This is a genomic window from Methylobacterium trifolii, from assembly GCF_022179685.1.
Lineage (GTDB): Bacteria > Pseudomonadota > Alphaproteobacteria > Rhizobiales > Beijerinckiaceae > Methylobacterium > Methylobacterium trifolii.
The window spans coordinates 1-14,598 of record NZ_BPRB01000309.1; the positions used below are offsets into that span (position 1 = coordinate 1).

The window sequence follows — 14,598 nt, forward strand, 5'->3', positions numbered from 1 at the left end:
GTTCATAACACGCTCTAAGCCATCAACCTAGAGGCTGCGGAGTCCGCACTACTCCGCACCCCTCAAAAACACCCATCAGGATAAAACCTGCGAATGGGACCCTGTGCGGTTAGGGCTCCCCTAGGTCGGGGACTTCGCAGGCCCCCTCCCCCTCGATGCGGACCGACGCAATTTTGCACCGGTACGCAGTCATGCGTTCTGCTGGTCATGGCTCCTCGGATCAGGCAGGTGTTCCAAAGGTGCTGGCGGTCGGTATTTGTGCAACGCGAGATCCTCTATTGCGTGTGCTTCGTGTGAAATGCTTGGGATCGCGGAGAATGCAACCGATCGATTTCATCCGGTCGCAACGTCCGAGACGAATGCTCGGGTATGGCTCGGAATGTCGACCCAGCTCCAATCATGGCGGCCGCCATCGCGCTCGGCGGACTGGTGACGATGATGGTGGCGCCGGCTCCGTCCTGGGGCACCGTCACCATCGGGCTGATGTGCCTGCTGATGTTCACCGCTCTGATGCTGCTGCCGCGAGCTCGGCCGCCGGCGCGGTATCGGCAAAGGGGCAGAGTTCGATACGCAATCCTCGATGAGCCTCTTCACCTCGATAGGGCGAGGACAGTCCGCGAGATGACGCCCGCGCAGCTGGCCGAGTGCCCGACCGTCCGCGACCGGATACAGCCGTGGCGGTCCAGCCGGCCGCACACGCCGAGGCCGTTGCCTCGATCCCCAGCGACACAAGCGGAGTAGACCCGCGCACTCTCGCCGGTTGAGTCGCGGAACTCTTGGCGGCCAGGGTTTCTTTCGCCGGGTGGATTCCCCATCCCAGGGCTAGGAACCAATACGCTGCTGTGATGTTCAGGCCGTGGCCCACAGCCGCGAGACGGTACACCTCATGAGCTTCTTGAGATCGCTCAAGCACTTCTTTAGTCGGTCCAGCTCTCCGCAGGGCCGCGCCGCGAACAGCACAAATCCAGACTCGGGACGCGACTTTTCGGCCGACTTCAATTCTGCCATGAATATGCTTAAGTCTAGGATTGATCAGAGTTTTCCTGACAACTATCAGGCAAGCTTCAGATCTAACCGAGACGCCAATCGCGACTATGGCGACACCCGCGCAGAGGTGCTCGACACGGCTTCCGCTGCCGTTGCGGGTGCGTTGCGCGAAGGTGCGACGGTCAGGCAGGCTGCCGAGGCAGGGGCAGCGAGCATAGGCATCTGAGCCGCCCACCTTCGGAATCCTCCGAATAAATCGTGAAATCAACGGCTTGCGGGAAGCCGGGCTGCCGGATGCACGGTACACGTCCCATAGGCAACGGAGACGTTTCGAGCTCACCGGGCCGTCGCGTAGGGCAACGCAATTTTGCACCGGTCGGCGGATAGGGCGCTGAGCCAGGGGTTTTACGAGAACGTCGTAAAACTCATCGGGCTGCGAGGGCGGTGCCGGATGGCCTGAGATTTCAGGTGATCTCGCGAGGCCTGACTTCTCAGGGCTGCGACGCTGGTCCCCTGACATGGGGGATGCATCGATCGCTGCTCCCTGGATCGGGGGAGTGGGCCTGCAGCAGCTAAGCCCTTGATCCTGATGGGCCGAGATTTCGCCGGCCGGGCTCAGGCCCGAGTTCTCGGGGCTACCCATCAGCCTGTCCCCGTCAGCAGGGCGAGCGCCGGGCGGCCTTGGTCGGGCCCGAGGCCGAACTCGTCGAGGATGTGGCGCGGAACCTTCGTCTGCGGGTCGTTGGGCGGCTCGCACCGCTGCCAGGGCCAGTAGCCGCCCCGCGTCTTCCAGGACCGCACCCGATCCCGCCAAACGTCGTCCGGCACGTCGGCCACGGCGGCAGGCTCCTCGGCCTTGGGCGGATAGTCCCGCCAGCGCTGCTGATGCAGCCAGGCGTCGGCCGTCTTCACGAACTCGGTGCCGGCCTTGCCGATGCGCTCCTGCTCGGCGGCGTAGGCCTTGGCGCCGGCCAGGATCTCAGCCGGGTCGATCCCTCGTCTTCGGGCGTCGAGCCATCGCTTCCGGGCAAGGGTGGTCGGGAAGGCGACGTTCCGCTTCGGGTAGATCGACCGGAATTCGGCGAAGCCTTCGGGCTCGTCCCCCGTGGGGACTATAGGGGATTCTTTAGCTTTAGCTTTAGCTTTAGCTGCTTTCGGTTCGCTTTCGTTCTGCTTTCCAATTGCAGAACCTGATGCTTCGGCCTGATCCTGTAATTCCAATGCCTTAGGCCGTCCGCCGAGCTTCCCGGCGGCGCGTTTCTTCTCGACTTTTCCGCTGACGAATGCGTGCTCGCGAGCGACCTGTTCGTTGCGCCAATTACGATTTTCGAGGGTCCAATTGGCCAGCACGATCGGCTTCAGGACGGCCCAGCGCTTCAGGGTGGTCCCGAGCATGCGAGCGAACCGGGCGTCGTCGTCCGGCAGGCAGCAACCCGGCGAGCGCCAGGCGAAGATCTGCAGCCGGAAGTAGGCGCCGGCCTCCTCGTTCGTCATGTGCGCCGTGTCGGCGATGTGCCGGTCGACGCCCACCGGCATGGTCGGGAGCGAACTCATCGCGCCGCCTCCGCCAGCACGTTGCAGGCGACATCGCAGAAGCAGGTGATGCGGCTCGTCGGACCCGAGCGCTGCTTCAGGATCTCGATCTCAAGCTCGTTCAGGCACCGGGCGAGGCGGTCTTCCTCGACGTCGGTGCGGTCGGCCTTGTGCTCCAGGTAGTAGGCGTCGCGGTAGAGGCCGAGGACGACGTCCGCGTCCTGCTCGATCGATCCCGATTCCCTCAGGTCCGCGAGCTGCGGGCGCTTGTCCTGGCGCTTCTCCACCTCGCGGTTGAGCTGTGAGAGGCCGACGATCGGGATGCCGAGTTCCTTGGCCAGACCCTTCAGGCCCGAGGAGATCTCCGTCATCTCCTGGACGCGGTTGCCCTGGTAGCGCTTGGATGGGCGGATGAGGCCGATGTGGTCGATGATGATGGCGGCCAGCGGGATGCCCTGGCGCTCGGCCCGCATCCGCATCTGCCGCGCCCTGGCGGCGATCTGCGCCAGCGTGAGGGCGGCCTGCGGCTCGATCCAGAGCGGGATGCCGGCGCAGGCCCGCTCGGCCTCCTGCAGGCGGCTCATCGCGTCCGGCGACAGGCCGCGGGCCTCAGCGATGGCGCGGTAGGTGATGAGCTCAGGCTCGCGCGGATCGTAGGCGGTAGCGGCGAGCACCCGCTCGGAGAGTTCCTCGGCGCCCATCTCCAGGGAGAAGAACCCGACCGCGCCGGAGCGCCGGGCCGCCGTCAGGGCGATGTGGAGGGCCACCGTCGTCTTGCCCATGCCGGGCCGGCCGGCGAGCACGATGAACTGGCTCGGGCGCATGCCGAGGGTGTAGCCGTCGAGCTTCGGCAGGCCGTAGGGCACGCCACGGGGGGCGTGGCCCTGGCGGACCTGGTCTACCCTGGCGAGGACGCTGGTCACGCTGTGGCCGAGGGTGACGCGGCGGGCGTGCTCCGCAAGGCGGGAACTCGCGACCTCGTCCAGCGCCTCGATCATGTGAGTGGCGTACCCTGCCGGGTCGTGAACGGAGCCGTCCGTCATGCGGGCGACAGCGGCCAGGGCGGTATCCAGCACCGTCCGCATCCGTGCGGCCTCGGCAATCATCCGGGCATAGCCGGGCGCGCCGACCACCGTGATCGCCTCCGAGACCAGCTTCGCGAGATAGCTACCGAGGCTGACACCACTGCCGAGGTCGACGTCACCGAGGACGGCTTTCAGCAGCTTCCAGTCGATGGCGTCCCCGGCATCCCGGCGGTCGCACATAACCTGGAAAATCTGACGATGGGCGTCGTTGTAGAAGGCCGCGGCGACGACATGATCGCGCGCGCGGTCCAGGGCCTCCGGATTGATCAGGATGGCTCCGAGCAAGGCCTGTTCGGTCTCGATGGCGCTCGGTGGGGTGACGGCGGGAGTGGCCGACATCATCGCGCCACCTCCCGCTCGGCGGCCTGCAGAGCCTCAATCAGGGCCGAGAGCTTCGACCGGGCGAGGCAGATCCCGGCGGCGGTCGGATGGGGCTCCCCTCCCCCGTGGCGGGGCGCTGCGAACACGCGCACGTCGATCAGGGCGTAGCCGTCGTTGACGATGGCCCTGACGCGGACTTCCTGGCTGTTGTTCTTGCGGACGGTAGCGATCGTGCGGAGGTCGCTCATAAGCTGCCTCCCTGAAGGAAGGCGCGCGCCTCGGCGGGCTGGTGGAAGACGCCGCGGACCATGCCCTCGCGGTCGATCAGCGCCACGAGACGGGTTGTCAGGGTCGGGCGCCCTGCCCTATCCTCCGAATCAGTTCTCCCCCGAGAGCTGCTCTTTCTAGCGCCGTTGCGGGCCTTCACCCCCGCGACGGCGTTTCCTTTTGATGGATGGCCTGAAGGGTTGGGGCTGACGTCTGAAACCCCTTGCGGATCAATGGGGCAGATTCCCCCCAAACCTTCCGCTAAGTGCTTGTTCTGGTCTGTATTCCTGCGCTTCCCTTGGGAGCGCCAGCAGCATCAAGCACTTAGCGTGCTTTTGGCCATCGTTTCACACAGCTGTCTCACATAACCGACGAAATTTGTGCGGCTGGTTGGCGTGTGGAGAGCGATCGGCCGGGTCGGATTGGGAGGCAGCGCACCGCGATGATGGAACCCCGTCTTTAGCTGGCTGCATGCCGTCATCCGCGCTCTGAAAACGCTACCGAATCGTGCTCTCGTGATCGCCGAGACGGGAACTGCCGTCGGCGAGCTGCTCTTTGGCTGCTGCATCGTCAGAGCCGGAGACCCCCGTCATGCACCCCTGTCGAAACCTGCTGGCCGCCCTCGCCGTAGCCGCATCCTTCACCTCCACAGCCTTCGCCCCTCCGGCCTGGGCGAAGTCGTCCGGCACCGAACGCACCATGAAGATGGTCGACACGGATAACGACGGCACCATCGACCTGAAGGAAGCCCAGGCCGCGGCCGAGGCGACATTCGAGAAGCTGGAGACGGACAAGGACGGGACCCTCACCACGAAGGAGCTCGGCGGCCGGGTCAGCCGCAAGGATCTGAAGGCGGGCGACGGCGACAGCGACGGCACCCTCGACAAGAAGGAGTACCTCGCCCTCGTGGAGCAGCGGTTCAAAGCGGCCGATCCCGATAACGACGGCAAGCTCGACGCCAAGGAGTTGAAGAGCGCCGCCGGCAGGAGCCTGATGCAGTTGCTGAAGTAGCCGTCCCGCGGGACCGGGCGGCGGTCGGCTATTCCAAGCCCGCGTGCGCCGTGCCATCCTTGCCGAAAAGGAAGGACGCCTGTGGCATCGTGCATCCGGAGATCCCGTCTCGTACTCAGCGGGGCGGCGGCCATGATGGCTTTGGCCGGCAACGCGGCCGCGCAGGAGGTGAAGCGCACCGAGATCGGGCGTTCCCCGGTATCGGGGGACGCGGACAAAGAGATCGTCATGCAACTCGTCGAGTTTCCGCCGGGCGCGCGTTCACCCCGCCATTTTCATAACGGCGAGGAGGCCTTCCACGTGATTGAGGGGGGCACGGTGCAGATGCCCGGCAAGGAGCCGAAGGAACGGCCTGTCGGCGAGCGCGGCATCAACCAGCGGGGCGTGCCGCACGCAGGATACACGGTGGTCGGCGACAGGACGGTCAAGATCCTGTCGGTCTACGTGGTCGACAAGGGTAAGCCGTTGCAGGAGTCAGCGCCCTGATGGCAGACCGGCCTGATCTTGGGGGCCCCGGTCGACGGCACGCCGCTGCGCGTTGACCTGTCCACCCAGTGCAGTTCATGGCGCATTCGAGGATCACCGCCGCATGTCGCTCGTCCACACGCTCGCCTCGGCGATTGCCGTCCTCGCCGCTGCGACGATGCCGGGCGCCGCGCAGGATGCCGCCGTCAAAGCCGAACTTGCACCCACCGGCACGCTGCGCGTCGGCCTGATCGAAGCGCCGACCGCCGGCCTCATCTTCGTCAGTCACGCGAAGGACGGGAAGCCCGAAGGCGTCACGGCCGACCTGAGCGCCGACATCGCACAGGAGCTCGGCCTGCCTCTCGCCGTCACGCTGTTTCCGAACTCGGGGGCCGCGGCCACTGCACTCCAGGCCGGGACGATCGACATCAGCTACATGCCGGTCGATGCAACCCGGCGGCAGGTGATCGACTTCGGGCCGGGCTACTACGACCTGGAGAGTACCTATCTGGCGACCGCTGCATCGGGCATCGCCGACGTGTCGCAGGTGGACCGACCGGGCATCCGGGTCGTCGCGATCGATGGCACCACAACGATCCGGGCGTCGGCACGGACCCTGACGCAGACGCAGCCCGTCGGCGTGCCGTCGGTGGCCGAGGCCGTCGAGCGCATGCGGATGGGACAGGCCGATGCCTTCGCCTTGTCGCGTGACACGCTGCAGCCGATCGTGCCCCAGGTGCCGGGCTCGCGCATCGTCGACGGCGGCTTCCAGCAGACGCAGGTCGCGGTTGCTCTGCCGAAGGGCCGGCCGATTGCCCTCGCCTACGTGACCGCGTGGCTGGCGGAGGCGAAGAAGTCAGGGCTGGTGCGGCGGATCTTCGACGAGCGCGGGTTCCGGGGCGACGCTGTCGCGCCATGACGCGCGGGCACGCCGGCCACGGCTCCTCGAGGGCTCCGCGGCCTTGGTAGGGGTGCCGCCTGCGGACTTGTCGCGCTCCCACCCTACATCCACGCGCGTGATCCGCCTTCCGGGCAGATCGAGGGGCCGCCAAATGCAACAGGACACGCCTGAGATCGACGATGCCGCCCGGACGATCGCCGAGAACGTCCTCGAGGCCTACAGCCGGCAGCTCACGGGGGTGACTAGTCCCCAGGTCGAGCAGACCGTCGTGACGCGCCTTGTCGAGGCGATCCGTCCGCAACTCTCCGAAGGCACCACGGCCGACATCGTCGAAGCGGCCAATGCCGTGCTCGCTGCATGGGAGCAGCAGGACCCAAACATCCGCGGTCCGCGTGTCGGGGCTGTCGATCCGACCACGCGCCTGGTCAGCCTGGACCTGGCCGCATCTTGTGCCGCGGCCTCGATCACGGGCTACGTCCACCACCTCGGAGGATCGTGTTCCCTGGCGTGGTGTGGCTCGACGTTGGCGAGGGTGCCCGCCGAAGCGCCTTTCCCAGTCCTGTCGCAGGCGGGACCTCTTGTGAGGTGGTCATCGGCGGTTGCCGGGTTGCGGCTGCCGAGCCCGAAACCGAGAGACCCGCGATGACGAGCCTGTGCGGCGTGATGGCGAAGCCTGCCGACGCCGAATACGTCCCGCCGCGTCTACGGGACCGCGGCCGCCTTCCCGGTTCCTGAGCGCGCGAGCGGCGGGGCCTCCGAGACGTCCCGCAGGCCGAAATGCGACCGCAGCGTCGCGCCCTCGTAATCCTCGCGGAACAGGCCACGCTTGCGCAGGAGCGGCACGACCTCCTCGGCGAAGAGCGTGAACTGGCTGTGCATGATCGGCGGCATGACGTTGAACCCGTCCGCGGCGCCCGTCCGGAACCAGTCCTCGACCACGTCCGCGACCTCTTCCGGTGTTCCCGTGGCGGTGAAATGGCCGCGCGCGCCGGCCAGCTTGCGCAGGAGCTGGCGAAGGGTGAGCCCCTCCCGCACCGCCATGTCGGAATAGCCCATGGCCCGGCTCTTCGAAGCCTCGACCTTCTCGGGATCGGGAAAGTCCCCAGCCGTCAACCGTCTGTCGAGTGGGACGCTCGTGAAGTCGTGGCCGCCGAAACGCGCCGACAGGCGCGACAATCCGACGTCCGCACTCGTCAGTGCGTCGAGCTCTTCCCAGACCCGCTCGGCCTCCCGCTTCGTCGATCCGATCGCAGCACTGATACCCGGCAGGATGAGGATGTCGTTCGGTCGCCGCCCGTAGGCGGCCGCGCGACCCTTCACGTCGCCATAGAAGGTGCGTGCCGATTCCTTCGTCAGGTGGGCGGTGAAGATCGCCTCGGCCCAGCGCCCCGCGAAGGCGCGTCCCGTCTCGGATTGTCCTGCCTGCACGTAGACCGGGCGGCCCTGCGGGCTGGCGGGCACGTTCAGCGGACCGCGCGTCCTGACGTGCGAGCCCGCGTAGTTCACGGGCTTCACGCGGGACGGATCGACGAAGCGCCCGCTCTCGCGGTCGTCGAGGATCGCGTCCGCCGGGAAGCTCCGCCAGAGCGCATCGACGGCCTCCACGAACTCCTCGGCGATCGCGTAGCGATCCGAATGGGACACGTCCTCGGCCAGGCCGTAATTGGCGCCGGCCAGCGGCAGCCAGGACGTGACGATGTTCCAGCCCGCCCGACCTTGGGACAGGTGGTCGAGCGATGCGAACTGGCGGGCCAGCGTATAGGGCAGGCTGTAGGTCGTGGAGGCCGTACCGATGAGGCCGATGCGCCGCGTCCGGGCCGCGAGCGCCGACAGCACCGTCAACGGCTCCAGCGTGCCGGTGGAACCGGGCGCGCCGTTGTTCGACGCGACCAGCGCGTCCGCGAGGAAGACGGCGTCGAACTTGGCCGCCTCGGCGATGGCCGCGGCCTCGATGTAGAGATCGAGATCGGTCAGGGCATGCTTCACGCTGTCGGGATGCCGCCAAGCGGCCTCGTGATGGCCCCGCGCCATCAGGAACAGGTTGAGATGGAGGCGACGCGTCATGGACAAGTCCTTCGATCGGCGCCCGTCGCGACGCCGAGGCTCGCAAGCAGCCTCGCGCAAAGGGCGATGAAGTCCCGATGATGCGCTCGGCGCGGATGGGTGAACCGGGTTCGCCCGGCCGAGGCCTCAGGGGAAGAAGCGGTTGCCCGGCCGCGGCAGGCCGAGATGGTCGCGCAGGGTCGTGCCCTCGTAGTCCCGGCGGAACAGGCCGCGCCGCTGCAGTTCCGGCACCAGCCGGTCGACCACGTCGTCGAGGCCCTCCGGCACGAATGGGAACATCACGTTGAAGCCGTCGCAGGCGCGGCTCTCCAGCCATTCCTCCATCCGGTCGGCGACCGCGGCTGCGGTCCCCACCATCTGAAGGCCGCCGTAGCCGCCGACCTTGCGGGCGAGCTCCCGCACCGTCGCGCCGGTCCTGCGGGCATAGTCCAAGATCTGCGCCTGCCCGCTCCTGCTGGCGTTGGTTTCGGGGATCTCGGGCAAGGGCGCGTCGAGGGGAAACCCGGAGGCGTCGACGCCGAGGCGCACCGAGAGGTTGGCGAGCCCGCTGTCGGGATGGACGAGGTCGTCGAGCCGCGCCTTCTTGGCCTTCGCCTCGTCCTCGGTCTCGCCCAGAACCACGAACGCGCCGGGCAGGATCTTGAGGTGGTCGGGGTCGCGCCCGAGCGCCGGCATGCGGCCCTTCACGTCGGCGTAGAAGGTTCGCGCCGCCTCCAGGGTGGACCCGGAGCCGAACACCACCTCGGCGGTCTCGGCGGCGATCTGCCGGCCGGCCTCCGAGGCGCCGGCCTGCACGATCACCGGCCAGCCCTGTACCGGCCGGGCGACGTTGAGCGGCCCCTTCACCGTCAGGAACTCGCCGCGGTGATCGAGGACGTGCATCCGCTCGGGGTCGAAGAACAGGCCGCTCTCGGGGTCCATGAGGAAGGCGTCGTCGGCCCAGGAATCCCACAGGCCGGTCACCACGTCGAAGAACTCGCGGGCCCGCGCATAGCGGGTGGCGTGGTCGACATGCGCGTCGCGGCCGAAGTTGTGTGCCTCGTCCGGATTGCCGGAGGTGACGAGGTTCCAGCCGGCCCGGCCCTTCGAGATGTGGTCGAGGGAGGCGAACTTGCGGGCGACGTGGTAGGGCTCGTTGTAGGTGGTCGACGCCGTGGCGATCAGGCCGATGCGCTCGGTCAGCACGGCCAGCGCCGGCAGCAGGGTCAGCGGATCGAACGAGGTCACGGTGGCCGAGCGGCGCAGGGCCGCCATCGGCATGTTCATCACCGCGAGGTGGTCGGCCATGAAGAAGGCGTCGAACTTCGCCGATTCCAGCCGCTGCGCGAAATGCGCCAGATGCGTGAAGCTGAAGTTGGCGTCCGGGTATCCGCCAGGATAGCGCCACCACGCGGTGTGGATGCCGAGCGGGCGCATGAACGCCCCGAGATGCAGGCGGCGGGCCCGGCTCATGGCCGTTCCTTCCCTGCCGGCCCGAAGCCCAAGGGCGGGCGGGTGCCGAGATGGTCGCGCAGCGTCCGGCCCTGGTACTCCGTCCGGAACAGGCCGCGCCGGCGCAGTTCCGGCAGCACCAGTTCGATGAAGTCGTCGAGGCCGCCGGGCAGCGTCGCCGGCATGATGTTGAAGCCGTCGGCGCCGCCCGCGCGGAAGCGCTCCTCCATCTCGTCGGCGATCTGCGCGGGCGTGCCGACGATCTGCGAATGGCCCCGGGCGCCCGCGATCCGCAGGTAGAGCCGGCGCAGGGTCAGGCCCTCGCGGCGGGCGAGATCGAACATCAGCTGCTGGCGGGACTTGGCGCCCTCGGCCTCCGGCAGTTCCGGCACCGGCCCGTCGGGATCGAACCCCGACAGGTCGAAGCCGCCGACCATCCGCTCCAGCAGTGCGAGACCGACCACCGGGTCGATCAGGTCCTGCAGCGCCTCGAATTTCTCGCGGGCTTCCGCCTCGCTGCGCCCGACGACGGGGAACAGGCCGGGCATCACCTTGAGGTCGTCGGCGGTGCGGCCGAACCGCGGCAGGCGGTCCTTGAGGTCGCCGGTGAAGGCCACGGCCTCGGCAAGCGTCTGGTTGGCGGTGAAGACGACCTCGGCAGTGCGGGCCGCGAGGTCCTTGCCCGGTCCCGAGGAGCCCGCCTGCACCACCACCGGCTGGCCCTGCGGCGTGCGCGAGATGTTGAGCGGTCCCCGGACCTCGAAATGCGTGCCGCGATGGTTGAGCGGGCGAAAGCCGTCCGGCTTCGAGAACTGGCCGCTCGCGCGGTCGATCACGACCGCGCCGTCGTCCCAGGTGTTCCACAGGCCCAGCACCACGTCGACGAACTCCTCGGCCCGCGCGTAGCGGTCGGCGTGGAGGGCGATCGCGTCGCCGCCGAAATTGGCGGCTTCCGCGTCGGTGGTGGAGGTGACGAGGTTCCAGCCGGCCCGGCCATTGCTCAGGTGATCGAGGGAGGCGAAGCGGCGGGCGACGTTGTAGGGCTCGTTGAAGCTGGTGGAGGTGGTGGCGACCAGCCCGATCCGGCCGGTGACGGCGGCCAGCGCCGACAGCAGCGTGACCGGCTCGAAATGGGCCGAGCGCGCCGTCCGCTCGCTGGAGCGCAGGTTCGAATCGCGGATGCCGGTGCCGTCCTCGAGGAACACGAGGTCGAACTTCGCGGCCTCCGCCCGCCGCGCCCAGCCGACGTAGCGTTCGAGGTTCAGCCCGCCATCGGCCTCGCTCGACGGGTGGCGCCAGCCTGCCACGTGGTGGCCGGTGGCGTAGAAGAACGCGCCGAGGCGCAAGGTGTCCTGTCTCAAGGTGTCCTGTCTCGTAAGCCGCGCACGTGTCAGCGGACCATGCCCCAGCGCCGGACCGTCACCCGCTCGATCGACGCGAACACGACGGTCTCGACGACGAGCCCGATCGCGATGACCATAAGGAGGCCGGCGAAGACCCGGTCGGTGTAGAGCTCGTTCCGGTTCTGGAAGATGTACCAGCCCAAGCCCCCCTTGCCCGAGGCGGCGCCGAAGACGAGTTCGGCCGCGATCAGCGTGCGCCAGGCGAAGGCCCAGCCGATCTTCAGCCCGGAGAGGATCGCCGGCAATGCAGCCGGGATCAGGATCTGTTGGACGTAAGGAAGGCCCTTCAGCCCGTAATTGCGCCCGGCCATGCGCAGGGTGTCGGGCACGCCCTGGAAGCCGGCATAGGTGTTCAGCGCCATCGGCCACAGCACCGAATGGATCAGCACGAAGACGAGGCTGCCGGAGCCGAGGCCGAACCACAGGAGCGCGAGCGGCAGCAGCGCGATCGCGGGCAGCGGGTTGAACATCGCCGTCAGCGTCGAAAGCAGGTCGCGGCCGAACTGCGTCGAGACCGCCAGCGTGGTCAGCAGGAAGGCCAGCACGATGCCGGACAGGTAGCCCTGCCCCAGGACGACCAGCGAGATGCGGACGCGGTCCAGGAGTTCGCTGTTGGCCAGGCCCTCGGCCAGGGCCGACAGGGTGGCGAGGAAGCCGGGCAGCAGGAGGTCGTTGTCCGTCCAGCGCGCGAGCCCCTCCCAGAGGAGGGCGAGGGCTGCCAGGATCAGGCCCTTGCGCAGCCAGCCCTGCTGCCAGAGCCGCGTCGAGAGCGGGAGGATGCGCTCGACGGGCACGTCCACGAAGGGTGCGAGGACGCGATCGTATTCCGGACGGATCGGCGGCAGGACGCGCTGGTTCATCGCGCGCCGGCCGTCGCTAGCGCGGGGTCGGTGTCGAACAGGCGGTCGTGCAGGCGCTGGACGGCCGCCTGGAAATCGCGGCTCCCGATGCTCGTCAGGTCGAAATCGTGGCTGTTGACCTCGCTGCGGACCCGGCCGGGATGGGGCGAGAGCAAAGCCACCCGGTTGCCGACCACCAGCGCCTCCTCGATGGAGTGGGTCACGAACAGCAGCGTGAAGCGGACCTCGTCCCAGAGAGCCAGCAACTCCTCCTGCATCTTGCGGCGCGTCAGCGCGTCGAGCGCCGCGAAGGGTTCGTCCATCAGGAGCATCTTCGGCTGCGTGGCGAGCGCGCGGGCGATGGCCACGCGCTGCTTCATGCCGCCCGACAGCTGGTGCGGGTAGCTGTCGGCGAACCGCGACAGGCCGACCTTGTCGATGTAGTGGCGCGCCCGCGCCTCGGCCTCCCGCCGGCCGACGATGCCGGCGGCCCTGAGGGGAAAGGCGACGTTCTGCGCCACCGTCTTCCAGGGCGGCAGCTGGTCGAATTCCTGGAACACGACGATGCGGTCCGGCCCCGGCTCGCGCACGGGCACGCCGCCGAGGCGGATCTCGCCCTCGACCGGCCTGTGGAAGCCGGCCACCGCCTTGAGCAGGGTGGACTTGCCGCAACCGGAGGGGCCGAGCAGGACGAAGCGGTCGGCCGCGTACACGTCGAAATCGACGCGGTGCGTGGCGCGGACCACGCGCTCCAGCGTGCGGTATTCGAGGCTGACGCCGCGGACGCTCAGGAGCGGCGCGTCCATGTCCTCCGGCACCTGCGGGGACGCCACGGCGTCCGGCCGCCTCCGGAAGAACGGTGCGGCCCGCCCCGGCTCGGTCGCGGCCAGCGCCTCGCGTGTGGCGACCAGGGTCATGCGCGGCGCCCGCTCAGCTGCCCGCGGCGACGCGCGGGTTGACGAAGAAGTAGTCTTCGAGGGTCCTGGGCTCGTTCCGGATCGCGCCGACGCGGTGCATGAACTGCCCGAGGCCGAGGGTGTTCTGCGGCGCGATCTTGAAGGCGACCTCGGGGTTGCGGATCACCTTGAGCAGGAGATCGCGGTCGATCCTGCTGCCGTTCGCCTTGATGTAGATGTCGGCCGCCTTCTCGGGGTCGGCCGTGATGAACTTCGCGGCCTCGTCGAGGGCATCGACGAAGGCCGCATAGGTCTTCGGGCTGTCCTTGTAGAACCCTTCGGTGGCGTAGAGGACGGTCGAGGAGGCGGGGCCGCCCTGGACCTCGTAGGAGTTCAGGACGATGTGCGCGTTCGGGTTCCCGGCCAGTTCCTGCTCCTGGAAGGGCGGGTTGCCGAAATGGCCGGTGATCTCCGTGCCTCCCTTGACGATGGCGGCGGCCGCCTCCGGGTGCGGGACGGCGACGCTGATCCTGTCGAGCCTGGCGAACTCCTTGTCGCCCCAGAGCTTGGCCGACGCCCATTGCAGGATCCGCGCCTGCACCGAGACGCCGACGGCGGGCACGGCGATCCGATCCTTCTCGCCGAGATCGGCGATGGTCTTCACCTCGGGCCGGTTGCTGACGAGGTAGTAGGGAAAGTTGCCGAGGGAGGCGACGCCCTTGACGGCCTGCCGGCCGCGGGTGCGGTCCCAGAGCGTGAACAGGGGGCCGACCCCGGCGCTCGCGACCTCGACGTTGCCCGAGAGCAGCGCGTCGTTGACGGCCGAGCCCCCCGAGAGCTGCACGTAATCGACCGTGATGTCGATGCCGGCGGCCTTGCCGTGCTTCTCGATCAGCTTCTGGTCCTCGGCCACGTTCAGCAGCAGGTAGACGACACCGAACTGCCTGGCGATGCGCAGCCGCCCCTCCGCGGCCGCGGAGGGGCCTGCGACGGCTCCGGCCAGCGCCAGGCTTCCGAAAAATACGGCGGCCTGCCTGCGCGAAAGCAGCCTGCGTCGCGTGCCCGTCATGTCGACCCTTTGCTTCAGATATACGGCACAGGGCTGCCGAAATCCGCGCCGGAGTCTGGGTTTTTACACGGGCGCCGTCAACGAGAACGTTGTTTTAGCCAATTCGATCGAGATGGACATTACGTCTCTCGATCGGCGGCATGGGAAGAGGATGTTTCTATCGCGCTGCACAACAGTGGCGCAGGCTGGGCGATGCCGCGGCGTCGCCCGGCCTTTCGCGCCTCACGGGTGCTTGTGGATCGGATCGACCCAGTGGACGGTCTCGGGGCGCTCGACCGGGTCGACATCGGTGATGTTGACCACGACTGCCTCGTTGTCGGAGCGCA

Annotated in this window: 14 protein-coding genes and 1 pseudogene; 5 read left to right on the forward strand and 10 right to left on the reverse strand. The window is 68.2% G+C overall.

Translation table 11 applies throughout. The features are described 5' to 3' along the window. Positions 1 to 886 precede the first annotated feature (886 nt). A complete protein-coding gene (locus COGEMETH_RS22840; RefSeq protein ID WP_238184976.1) occupies positions 887 to 1,213 on the forward strand; it encodes a hypothetical protein in 327 nt (108 codons plus the stop codon). A gap of 416 nt (positions 1,214 to 1,629) precedes the next feature. On the opposite strand, the gene COGEMETH_RS22845 is transcribed toward COGEMETH_RS22840, so the two are convergent. Genes COGEMETH_RS22845 through COGEMETH_RS22855 form a run of 3 tightly spaced genes read right to left on the reverse strand, consistent with a single transcriptional unit; the run spans position 1,630 to position 4,174 of the window. After that, on the reverse strand, positions 1,630 to 2,541 hold the full coding sequence (locus tag COGEMETH_RS22845) for a DUF1376 domain-containing protein (protein ID WP_238184977.1): 912 nt from the start codon (positions 2,539 to 2,541) through the stop codon (positions 1,630 to 1,632). Then, entirely contained in the window at positions 2,538 to 3,947 is a 1,410-nt protein-coding gene (locus tag COGEMETH_RS22850) for a replicative DNA helicase (protein ID WP_238184978.1), read from the reverse strand. Before COGEMETH_RS22850 ends, COGEMETH_RS22845 begins: the two co-directional genes overlap by 4 nt. Continuing rightward, entirely contained in the window at positions 3,944 to 4,174 is a 231-nt protein-coding gene (locus COGEMETH_RS22855; RefSeq protein WP_238184979.1) for a hypothetical protein, read from the reverse strand. The genes COGEMETH_RS22850 and COGEMETH_RS22855 overlap by 4 nt, the downstream gene beginning before the upstream one ends. Positions 4,175 to 4,784: 610 nt before the next feature. Here COGEMETH_RS22855 and lanM point away from each other — a divergent pair. The 4 genes from lanM to COGEMETH_RS22875 all read left to right on the forward strand — a co-directional run bounded on the left by lanM (position 4,785) and on the right by COGEMETH_RS22875 (position 7,216). Further along, positions 4,785 to 5,204, forward strand: a complete 420-nt coding sequence (gene lanM / locus COGEMETH_RS22860; RefSeq protein WP_283215041.1) for a lanmodulin LanM — start codon at positions 4,785 to 4,787, stop codon at positions 5,202 to 5,204. Between the two features lie 132 nt (positions 5,205 to 5,336). Then, on the forward strand, positions 5,337 to 5,690 hold the full coding sequence (locus COGEMETH_RS22865) for a cupin domain-containing protein (protein ID WP_238184980.1): 354 nt from the start codon (positions 5,337 to 5,339) through the stop codon (positions 5,688 to 5,690). A 103-nt stretch (positions 5,691 to 5,793) separates the two neighbouring features. Further along, the gene (locus tag COGEMETH_RS22870) at positions 5,794 to 6,588 is read left to right on the forward strand and encodes a transporter substrate-binding domain-containing protein (protein WP_238184981.1); all 795 of its coding nucleotides are present in this window, start codon (positions 5,794 to 5,796) and stop codon (positions 6,586 to 6,588) included. A gap of 133 nt (positions 6,589 to 6,721) precedes the next feature. Continuing rightward, positions 6,722 to 7,216, forward strand: coding sequence for a hypothetical protein (locus COGEMETH_RS22875; RefSeq protein WP_238184982.1), 495 nt, complete (start codon positions 6,722 to 6,724; stop codon positions 7,214 to 7,216). Between the two features lie 56 nt (positions 7,217 to 7,272). Here COGEMETH_RS22875 and COGEMETH_RS22880 read toward each other — a convergent pair whose 3' ends face one another. From COGEMETH_RS22880 to COGEMETH_RS22910, 7 genes and pseudogenes are all read right to left on the reverse strand, one after another. Further along, complete coding sequence (locus tag COGEMETH_RS22880) at positions 7,273 to 8,634, reverse strand: LLM class flavin-dependent oxidoreductase (protein WP_238184983.1); 1,362 nt, start codon at positions 8,632 to 8,634, stop codon at positions 7,273 to 7,275. A 126-nt stretch (positions 8,635 to 8,760) separates the two neighbouring features. Next, on the reverse strand, positions 8,761 to 10,086 hold the full coding sequence (locus COGEMETH_RS22885) for an LLM class flavin-dependent oxidoreductase (protein ID WP_238184984.1): 1,326 nt from the start codon (positions 10,084 to 10,086) through the stop codon (positions 8,761 to 8,763). Further along, positions 10,083 to 11,426 carry an LLM class flavin-dependent oxidoreductase gene (locus tag COGEMETH_RS22890; RefSeq protein WP_238184985.1) on the reverse strand — a complete coding sequence of 448 codons (1,344 nt, stop codon included), beginning with the start codon at positions 11,424 to 11,426 and terminating at the stop codon, positions 10,083 to 10,085. The genes COGEMETH_RS22885 and COGEMETH_RS22890 overlap by 4 nt, the downstream gene beginning before the upstream one ends. Before the next feature lie 29 nt (positions 11,427 to 11,455). Further along, a complete protein-coding gene (locus tag COGEMETH_RS22895; protein WP_238184986.1) occupies positions 11,456 to 12,328 on the reverse strand; it encodes an ABC transporter permease in 873 nt (290 codons plus the stop codon). Beyond that, entirely contained in the window at positions 12,325 to 13,224 is a 900-nt protein-coding gene (locus COGEMETH_RS22900; RefSeq protein ID WP_373875423.1) for an ABC transporter ATP-binding protein, read from the reverse strand. The genes COGEMETH_RS22895 and COGEMETH_RS22900 overlap by 4 nt, the downstream gene beginning before the upstream one ends. A gap of 13 nt (positions 13,225 to 13,237) precedes the next feature. Beyond that, a complete protein-coding gene (locus COGEMETH_RS22905; protein ID WP_238184987.1) occupies positions 13,238 to 14,272 on the reverse strand; it encodes an ABC transporter substrate-binding protein in 1,035 nt (344 codons plus the stop codon). Between the two features lie 222 nt (positions 14,273 to 14,494). After that, positions 14,495 to 14,598 (reverse strand): annotated as a pseudogene (locus tag COGEMETH_RS22910) (cupin domain-containing protein); the annotation flags it as partial.

Bases quoted from the DNA above. Each gene is read 5' to 3' on its own strand.
- COGEMETH_RS22840 (WP_238184976.1), top strand. From the start codon at position 887: ATGAGCTTCTTGAGATCGCTCAAGCACTTCTTTAGTCGGTCCAGCTCT.
- COGEMETH_RS22845 (WP_238184977.1), bottom strand. From the start codon at position 2,541: ATGAGTTCGCTCCCGACCATGCCGGTGGGCGTCGACCGGCACATCGCC.
- COGEMETH_RS22850 (WP_238184978.1), bottom strand. From the start codon at position 3,947: ATGATGTCGGCCACTCCCGCCGTCACCCCACCGAGCGCCATCGAGACC.
- COGEMETH_RS22855 (WP_238184979.1), bottom strand. From the start codon at position 4,174: ATGAGCGACCTCCGCACGATCGCTACCGTCCGCAAGAACAACAGCCAG.
- lanM (WP_283215041.1), top strand. From the start codon at position 4,785: ATGCACCCCTGTCGAAACCTGCTGGCCGCCCTCGCCGTAGCCGCATCC.
- COGEMETH_RS22865 (WP_238184980.1), top strand. From the start codon at position 5,337: ATGATGGCTTTGGCCGGCAACGCGGCCGCGCAGGAGGTGAAGCGCACC.
- COGEMETH_RS22870 (WP_238184981.1), top strand. From the start codon at position 5,794: ATGTCGCTCGTCCACACGCTCGCCTCGGCGATTGCCGTCCTCGCCGCT.
- COGEMETH_RS22875 (WP_238184982.1), top strand. From the start codon at position 6,722: ATGCAACAGGACACGCCTGAGATCGACGATGCCGCCCGGACGATCGCC.
- COGEMETH_RS22880 (WP_238184983.1), bottom strand. From the start codon at position 8,634: ATGACGCGTCGCCTCCATCTCAACCTGTTCCTGATGGCGCGGGGCCAT.
- COGEMETH_RS22885 (WP_238184984.1), bottom strand. From the start codon at position 10,086: ATGAGCCGGGCCCGCCGCCTGCATCTCGGGGCGTTCATGCGCCCGCTC.
- COGEMETH_RS22895 (WP_238184986.1), bottom strand. From the start codon at position 12,328: ATGAACCAGCGCGTCCTGCCGCCGATCCGTCCGGAATACGATCGCGTC.
- COGEMETH_RS22900 (WP_373875423.1), bottom strand. From the start codon at position 13,224: ATGACCCTGGTCGCCACACGCGAGGCGCTGGCCGCGACCGAGCCGGGG.
- COGEMETH_RS22905 (WP_238184987.1), bottom strand. From the start codon at position 14,272: ATGACGGGCACGCGACGCAGGCTGCTTTCGCGCAGGCAGGCCGCCGTA.